Raw genomic sequence first — 7802 nt, 5'->3', positions numbered from 1 at the left:
GTTCAGAGCGAAAGCGCCCAATCGCAGGTGGTTTACTGACATTACAGAGTTTAAAATAGGAGATGAGAAGTTGTATCTGTCACCGATACTAGACTGCTTTAATAATGAAATCATCAGTTATACGCTCTCAAGACGACCCGTATATGACTTGGTCAAACAGATGCTTGAGCGCGCGGTTGAAAACATATCATCAAAGCGCAAGGGTAAGGAGGAGCTAACGCTGCACTCAGATCAAGGGTGGCATTATCAAATGACGCAATTTGCAACCACGCTCAAAGAAAATAATATGAAGCAAAGCATGAGCCGAAAAGGTAACTGCTTAGACAATGCATTGATGGAAGGCTTCTTTGGCACGCTAAAATGTGAGACTATTTATCTTGAAAAGCCGACCTCGATTGAGGCTTTAGAGAAACAGATTCACAGATTTATGCAGTATTATAATCATGAGAGAATTCAGCTGAAACTAAAAGGACTGAGCCCTGTACAGTACAGAACTCAGTCCTTGATATAAACTAAACCGTCCAAGTTTCGGGGGTCAGTTCATATAAGGGCGGTTTTTTTATGCTTGTATGATCCATTCGAAATAAAGACAATACGCTAGTAGCTAGCGTGCGACTGAGATAAATTTTCCTTGCTTGCTGTTATCACAGAAGCTACGAAAAATTCATCTAAGTCACACTGCATCGCTTTTAAAGTGAACCTACTATATTTAATAGAATAACTTTTTAGCTTACTAAAAAATACTAATCAGTCCACGCATCACGATTGGCTTCATCTCTTAATTTTACAAAGTCATCGGGGTCGAATTTGATTTGCTCGCCGGTTTTGCCTTCTTTGATTTGTCTTTCATAATCACGCAAAATTCTAAGCGCCACTGGTGACAAGATTAAAATTGCTATCAAGTTGACGAGCGCCATGAGACCCATTGATAAGTCAGCGAAGTTCCAAATAGCAGGTAAGCTAGCAATAGCGCCAACAAATACCATGCCTAAAACCATAAAACGGAAAATCATAATCATGACTTTGGCATTTTTTTCACCAGAGATAAATTCAAGATTGGACTCGCCATAACTGTAGTTGGCAATGATAGAGGTAAACGAGAAAAAGAAAATTGCAATCGCAACGAAAATCACACCCATATCGCCCACGTACTGCGACAGTGCTAACTGGGTTAATTGAATACCTTCTTGTTCGACATTTGGATCGACGACCCCTGAGAGAATAATAATCGCCGCGGTTGCCGTACAGATAACCAGCGTATCCATAAAGACACCGAGCATTTGCATAAAGCCTTGCACCGCTGGATGGTCAGGATGGCTTTTTGCCGTCGCTGCGGCATTGGGCGCTGAACCCATACCCGCTTCGTTCGAAAACAAACCGCGTTTGATACCGTTAATCATCGCCTGCGCAATACCATAACCAATCACACCGCCCGCCGCTTGCTCAAAGCCAAAGGCTGATTTTACAATCAAGGCAACGGCTGCTGGGAATTCGCTAAAGTTGGTGATAATAATATAAAGCGCCAACAAGATATAAAGAATCGCCATGACTGGCACGATTTTACCTGCAATACGCGCAACCGAGCGTAGTCCGCCAAATACCACTGGGGCGACGAGCGCGACCAGTATTAACCCTGTCATCCACGTTGGAACACCAAACGCTTCATTGGTCGCCTGCGCAATCGTATTTGACTGCACGCCATTGAACGCCAAACCAAACGCAACCAGCAGGCAAAGCGAGAAAAATATCGCCAGCCAGCGCTTGCCCAAACCTTTTTCGATATAGTAAGCCGGTCCACCGCGGTAAACATTGTCATTATGCGGCACTTTATAAGCTTGGGCTAAGGTTGACTCGATAAAACTGGTCGACATACCGACGAGCGCCGTCATCCACATCCAAAATACTGCGCCCGGTCCACCAAGATAGATAGCGATCGCTACCCCTGCCAGATTACCGGTACCGACGCGCGCCGCTAAAGACGTCATCAGTGCTTCAAACGAGCTAATACCACCATCTTTACGCCCTTGGTTTGACACCCGTAATAACTGCCACATATGACCAAAGTGACGAAACTGAATAAAACGCGTAGCAACGGTAAAATATAGACCAGCCCCAATCAACACAAACATCAACAATCCATACCAAGGATTGCTGGCGATTAACCAATCGTTATTACCCCAGATAATACTAACGCCGTAATTCACGATGTTATTAAACCAGCCTGCTATGCCGTCACTCATACCTACTCCTCACTTACGTTTATAAATGTTACTTATTTTTATATAGAAACACATTTAACTAATTATACCGCTCATAATTCTGCTAAAAATCTCTACTAATAAGATGCCGTGTGCATTCTATAGAGATTAAGACACCTACTACTATCAAATTTGGTTATTAAGTTAAAAAAACTATTTCTGAAATAAATGTCACTTACTATTGAAGTCCTATAGAATGGAGAATGTAACAAATCAGTAGCATTGGTTAGACATTTATCGTACGATCTTAGTAAGATTAAATATTCTAAACACTTATAGAAGTCTACTTTATTACCGACCACGTTTTTTAACTACGGTAGAGTAGATTTTATAGATATTAGCATTCGGTTGATATTGATTTATTGGCATGAATGACTAACGTATTAACAACTTTAAGACTCTTGTCAGGAAGACGGGATCGTAAAAAGACAGCGGATTGTTGACCTTCATCGTTTTTCCTCGATAAATCCCCTTTTTTTTCTGCAAGACACTCTTAAAAACCCTAGCATTTATGATGTCGTTTATTTGATTAAGTCAGCTTAATGTTAAATAAATGACTACTAAATCGCTTTATGACTGGTTCACGTTTTAGTATTTGGTTTTTATTATTTTTCATTTGTGCGCATTTTTTCAGCTAAGCTGTTGAGTCATTTTGTATGAATCGTCTATAGGATGGTTTTTTTATAGACACAATTTCGCTTGAAGCGATAGACAAGAATAACTCATTAAGCTCAAATCAAATATTATGTTTTTAGGCAAGACAAAAGGAGTTGTCCTATGGAAAACCACAACGATCCATCTGGTTATTGGCGTGCCAATATCCGTCTCATTATAGGTTGCCTCGTTATTTGGGCCCTCTGTTCATACGGTTTCGGTATTTTATTTCGACCATTATTAACAGGTATTCGAATAGGCGGTACTGACCTAGGATTTTGGTTCGCTCAGCAAGGTTCCATTGGCGTATTTATCATTTTAATTTTCTTCTACGCGTGGCGTATGAATAAGTTAGATAAACAATATGGTGTAGACGAGGAATAGCCCTATGAGTCAATTTACGATTAATATTATTTTTGTAGGTCTATCTTTCGCTTTATACTTCGGTATTGCATGGTGGGCACGTGCAGGTTCAACCAGTGAGTTTTATGTTGCTGGCGGCGGCGTCCATCCTGTAGTAAACGGTATGGCAACGGCTGCTGATTGGATGAGTGCCGCGTCATTTATCTCGATGGCAGGTATTATTGCTACTGGCGGCTATGCGGCCTCAACTTATTTGATGGGTTGGACGGGTGGTTACGTTCTATTGGCCATGCTGCTTGCGCCTTACCTACGTAAATTTGGTAAGTTCACGGTTCCAGATTTTATTGGCGACCGTTTTTATTCTAAGACCGCAGCGATGATTGCCGTGGTTTGTTTGATTATTGCCTCAACCACTTACGTTATCGGTCAGATGACCGGCGCTGGGGTAGCATTCTCACGCTTCTTAGAAGTGGATAATACCACGGGTCTGATTATTGCCGCGGTTGTTGTTTTCTTCTACGCCGTACTTGGTGGTATGAAAGGGATTACCTACACGCAGGTTGCGCAGTATATCGTTCTTATGATTGCTTATACCATTCCTGCGGTATTTATCTCACTTGAATTAACAGGCAATCCGATTCCGGGTCTTGGTTTGTTCTCAAACCATGTGGAAGCCGGTATTCCTATCTTAGCTAAGCTTGATCAAATCGTCGTCGACTTAGGCTTTACCGCTTATACCGCTGACGTGCCAAACAAGCTAAACATGGTGTTATTCACTTTATCACTGATGATTGGTACAGCGGGTCTACCGCACGTTATCATTCGCTTTTTCACCGTTCCTAAAGTTGCGGATGCGCGCTGGACGGCTGGTTGGACATTGGTTTTCATCTCGCTACTATACTTCACTGCCCCTGCAGTAGGTGCAATGGCACGTCTAAACCTAATCGATACCATCTATCCACAAGGTGTTGAAGAGCCTGCTATCGAGTACGATCAACGCCCAGACTGGATGAGAACGTGGGAAGACACGGGTCTTATTAAATATAACGATTTAAATAACGATGGTCGTATCCAGTTCTATAGCGATAGCGGACTTGGTGCAGCTGAGCTCGCAGCAGCGGCTGCCACTACTGACGGCGGTGATGTTGCGGCAACGACGGCGGCGGTTGAAGAAGCAAAAGCTGAACATGCTTTAGAGCGTGATGGTATCTTTGTCGATAGAGGCTGGGAAGGTAACGAGCTTGATGTCAACGCTGATATCTTGGTATTGGCCAATCCGGAAATTGCACAGCTACCAGGTTGGGTTATTGGTCTTATCGCCGCCGGTGGTTTGGCAGCAGCGCTATCAACGGCAGCGGGTCTACTACTTGCCATCTCATCAGCGATCAGTCATGACTTGATTAAACGTAACTTAAATCCAAACATTACTGATGCAGGCGAGCTAAAAGTTGCCCGTATCACGATGGCAATTGCGATTGTGGTTGCAACATGGCTTGGTATTAACCCGCCAGGATTTGCCGCACAGGTCGTGGCACTAGCCTTTGGTATTGCAGGTGCGTCACTGTTCCCTGCGCTGATGATGGGTATTTTCTCAAAACGTGTTAACAACTTGGGCGCTATCGCTGGGATGTTGACGGGCTTGATTAGTATCTTGGTTTATATCTTTATCTTTAAAGGCTGGTTCTTTATCAGTGGTACAGCAAGCTTCCCTGATACAGAAGAGTATTGGTTGTTCGGTATCTCGCCACTATCATTTGGTGCGGTTGGTGCATTACTGAACTTTATCGTGGCATTTATTGTTTCTTATGCAACGACGCCACCACCAGCACATATCCAAGAATTGGTTGAAAGTGTTCGTTCTCCACGCGGAGCTGGCGGCGCAATCGATCACTGATCTAGACGATATTATGTGCTATTCTTTATAAGATAATCACTCACCAGCAGCAACTGCTTGTGAGTGATTTTTTTATCTTTTTATGAATTGGTTTTAAATGCGCTGATGGCGTTAAGGAAAAATCTTATGCTTTTTGAGTTTATCGCCACCATAGCTGCTGGATTTGGTATGGCTGGGATAGCACTAATCATAACTCATCTCAGCAAACTGGCAGGGAAAAAAGCCCCAAGATGGCTGATTCCATTATTTGGGGCGATTGGTATTTTTGGCTTTCAAATCAGCCAAGAATATAGCTGGTTCGAGCAGCAAACTGCGCAACTACCTGAAGGCGTGCATGTGGTGAAAAAAGTTGAACAGAGCACTTGGTTTCGTCCTTGGTCATATATCAAGCCACAAACCTTTCGTTTTATTGCCGCAGACAGTGGGCACGCACGCGCCAATGCCGATAATCCAGATGTTTATTTGGTGAATTTATATTTGTTTGAGCGACGTCGAAGTGTGCAGCAAGTACCGCAAGTTATTGACTGTGCTGCCCCTGCCCGCGCCGATTATGTATTGCAAGAAAAGGATAGTAAGCTGAGCATTGATGAGCATGTGAAGCAAACCACTAAATGGCGGCCGTTAGAAAAAAATGATCCGTTATATATCAACGTTTGTATCAATAAAAGTTAATAACGCATATTGATACTGGTATAAGCATGCTTCGAGTTTGCCCCCAATAATAAGCCGGCGCATAGTCCGCCAAAATGCGCCGCCAATGAGATACCTTGCTGTGGCATTAAACCTTGTTTGATGGTCAACCAGTAACCAGTTCCCATGACAATGCAAGCAAGCAGATAACCCCAGCGCCGCGCAAATAACGCTCCGCCTATCATATAACCCAGCATCGCAAAACAAAGCCCCGACGCGCCGATATGAATCGACAACGGCGAACCGATAATCCAAGTCGCCAATCCTGACGCCACGATCAATTTAATTACGGTACGATAAGCATTATTTTCAAATAGTCCGAACAAAAATAAAATTTGTAATAACGTCAACGTATTACCAAGTAAGTGAGAAAAGTTGCCATGCATCGTCCATGACGCAAACACCCCAATCATACTACCTAAGTCTAACGCCCGTGGCACAATCCCAAAGATATTCCATAGCCCGAAAAGCAGCGTTTCATTGAGAAAAAACATGCCCCACATCGGTATAAGAACAAACGCATATAAGCCAAAAACTTGCTTAATTCTGCGTGTTATTAAGCTAAATAATTGCTGCCACTTCATAACAAACCTTATCTTTTAAACCTTTGAATGTTATTAAAACCCTATTGCTCGCTCACAGAAGACCGTGGGCTTTTTACAGGTTTAAATGACAATGATGAGGTGTCTTTTTCTGCCGTTAATACACTCTTGGCATGCAGCAAAGAGGTCGAATGATAAGGAACCAACGCCGTTGGCATAAAATCACGCGCCGCATCAATATGTTTGACCGAATCATCAAAGAAGATATGTGGCGCAAAGGTTTTTAATACAGCCGTCTTTTCAAGTCCGCCCAAAAAAAATGCCATATCGAGATCGACACCCCAATCACGTAGCGTTTTAATAGCACGCAAGTCGGCAGGGGCATTTCGAGCCGTAACCAAAGCGATCTTCATAGGAGACGTATGCAATCTTGCAGGCAAACGCTCCTGCATTTTTGACAGCTTAATCAACAGCTCGGCATAAGGGCCTTTTTCTATGGGCAAGTCACGCATCTTGGCTTCACGCTCATGAAAAGCGCGCAAGCCTTTTTGCTTATAAAGCAGCTCACCTGAATCATCAAATAACACCGCATCACCATCAAAAGCAATACGTAGCTGCTGCGTATCAAGCTCATAAGTATTGACCGGAGTGGCATCCAATATCGCACAAGCACAAATATTGGCATCTGCTACCTGCTGCGCATCATCACGATTGGTGGTCAAAAACAAATCCACATTAAAATCTTTAATATAAGGTGCAATAGGGCTTCCAGAGATAAATGCCGAGCGCGAAATGGTTAAGCCACGCTCACGAATCGCGTTGAGCACTTGAATACCCGTATCCGGACTACTTTTTGAGACAATCACCACTTCAACCAGCGGTGTATCAATACCTGAACTCTGCCCTTCACAATCATGGCAATAGTTATTTAAATTTAGCAACGCTTTGATAAGCGGATAACCGGCACCGATGCTGAGCGGATCGTTTTCACGTTCAGCCATATAATCGCGGAATTCTTTAATCGCTTCGTGAGGTCGCTGTTGCAATAACGCTACCAGATGATTTTCGGATTCTGATAAATCAAATAAAGCCGTCGCTGATATCGCAACAATTAAGGTATTGGTAAAATCTACAGCCATATTTTTCTACTTAATGTTTTTTAAGAATGAAAATGAATAAATTGAATTTTACTATATAGTCAGAGCACTTTTAAACCGCTACAGTGTTACCCGCCCTGGATGTATTCAATGTACTATCTGCGGTCGGTCGCCTTGTAGCGATTCTAGAATTCCTTGACTATAACTTCAGATAAGTAAAGTTATACCAAACCCGACAATTAAAGTTGCGCCCAAGCACGAGCAGTTAACGACCGAATTCTTTGTGGCTGTTTAAGCAAATTAT

Annotated in this window: 7 protein-coding genes; 4 read left to right on the top strand and 3 right to left on the bottom strand. The window is 42.9% G+C overall.

Annotated elements, in window-relative coordinates; genetic code table 11:
• A partial coding sequence (locus JFC07_RS12715) for an IS3 family transposase (protein ID WP_198329194.1) occupies window positions 1-511 on the top strand: 511 nt, incomplete at its 5' end.
• 232 nt (window positions 512-743) lie between these two features.
• Here JFC07_RS12715 and JFC07_RS12710 read toward each other — a convergent pair.
• On the bottom strand, window positions 744-2240 hold the full coding sequence (locus tag JFC07_RS12710; RefSeq protein ID WP_198329193.1) for an alanine/glycine:cation symporter family protein: 1497 nt from the start codon (window positions 2238-2240) through the stop codon (window positions 744-746).
• A 795-nt stretch (window positions 2241-3035) separates the two neighbouring features.
• Here JFC07_RS12710 and JFC07_RS12705 point away from each other — a divergent pair.
• The 3 genes from JFC07_RS12705 to JFC07_RS12695 all read left to right on the top strand — a co-directional run bounded on the left by JFC07_RS12705 (window position 3036) and on the right by JFC07_RS12695 (window position 5841).
• The gene (locus JFC07_RS12705; protein WP_068406957.1) at window positions 3036-3296 is read left to right on the top strand and encodes a DUF4212 domain-containing protein; all 261 of its coding nucleotides are present in this window, start codon (window positions 3036-3038) and stop codon (window positions 3294-3296) included.
• A gap of 4 nt (window positions 3297-3300) precedes the next feature.
• Window positions 3301-5169, top strand: a complete 1869-nt coding sequence (locus JFC07_RS12700; protein ID WP_068406954.1) for a sodium:solute symporter family protein — start codon at window positions 3301-3303, stop codon at window positions 5167-5169.
• Between the two features lie 126 nt (window positions 5170-5295).
• Window positions 5296-5841, top strand: coding sequence for a hypothetical protein (locus JFC07_RS12695; RefSeq protein WP_068406951.1), 546 nt, complete (start codon window positions 5296-5298; stop codon window positions 5839-5841).
• Here JFC07_RS12695 and JFC07_RS12690 read toward each other — a convergent pair.
• Window positions 5838-6443, bottom strand: a complete 606-nt coding sequence (locus tag JFC07_RS12690) for a rhomboid family intramembrane serine protease (protein WP_068406948.1) — start codon at window positions 6441-6443, stop codon at window positions 5838-5840. The two genes, JFC07_RS12695 and JFC07_RS12690, sit on opposite strands and share 4 nt — an antisense overlap.
• A 41-nt stretch (window positions 6444-6484) precedes the next feature.
• Window positions 6485-7540, bottom strand: a complete 1056-nt coding sequence (locus JFC07_RS12685) for a 5'-nucleotidase (protein ID WP_068406945.1) — start codon at window positions 7538-7540, stop codon at window positions 6485-6487.
• Window positions 7541-7802 lie beyond the last annotated feature (262 nt).

It is taken from the genome of Psychrobacter faecalis (assembly GCF_016107575.1).
Taxonomy (GTDB): Bacteria; Pseudomonadota; Gammaproteobacteria; order Pseudomonadales; family Moraxellaceae; genus Psychrobacter; species Psychrobacter faecalis.
The sequence above is the reverse complement of the archived record's forward strand: the minus strand, read 5'-3'. Positions and strand labels throughout refer to the sequence as shown.

What these genes read in the sequence shown, in the direction of transcription:
- JFC07_RS12710 (WP_198329193.1), bottom strand. Translation starts at nt 2,240, where the DNA reads ATGAGTGACGGCATAGCAGGCTGGTTTAATAACATCGTGAATTACGGC.
- JFC07_RS12695 (WP_068406951.1), top strand. Translation starts at nt 5,296, where the DNA reads ATGCTTTTTGAGTTTATCGCCACCATAGCTGCTGGATTTGGTATGGCT.
- JFC07_RS12690 (WP_068406948.1), bottom strand. Translation starts at nt 6,443, where the DNA reads ATGAAGTGGCAGCAATTATTTAGCTTAATAACACGCAGAATTAAGCAA.
- JFC07_RS12705 (WP_068406957.1), top strand. Translation starts at nt 3,036, where the DNA reads ATGGAAAACCACAACGATCCATCTGGTTATTGGCGTGCCAATATCCGT.
- JFC07_RS12700 (WP_068406954.1), top strand. Translation starts at nt 3,301, where the DNA reads ATGAGTCAATTTACGATTAATATTATTTTTGTAGGTCTATCTTTCGCT.
- JFC07_RS12685 (WP_068406945.1), bottom strand. Translation starts at nt 7,540, where the DNA reads ATGGCTGTAGATTTTACCAATACCTTAATTGTTGCGATATCAGCGACG.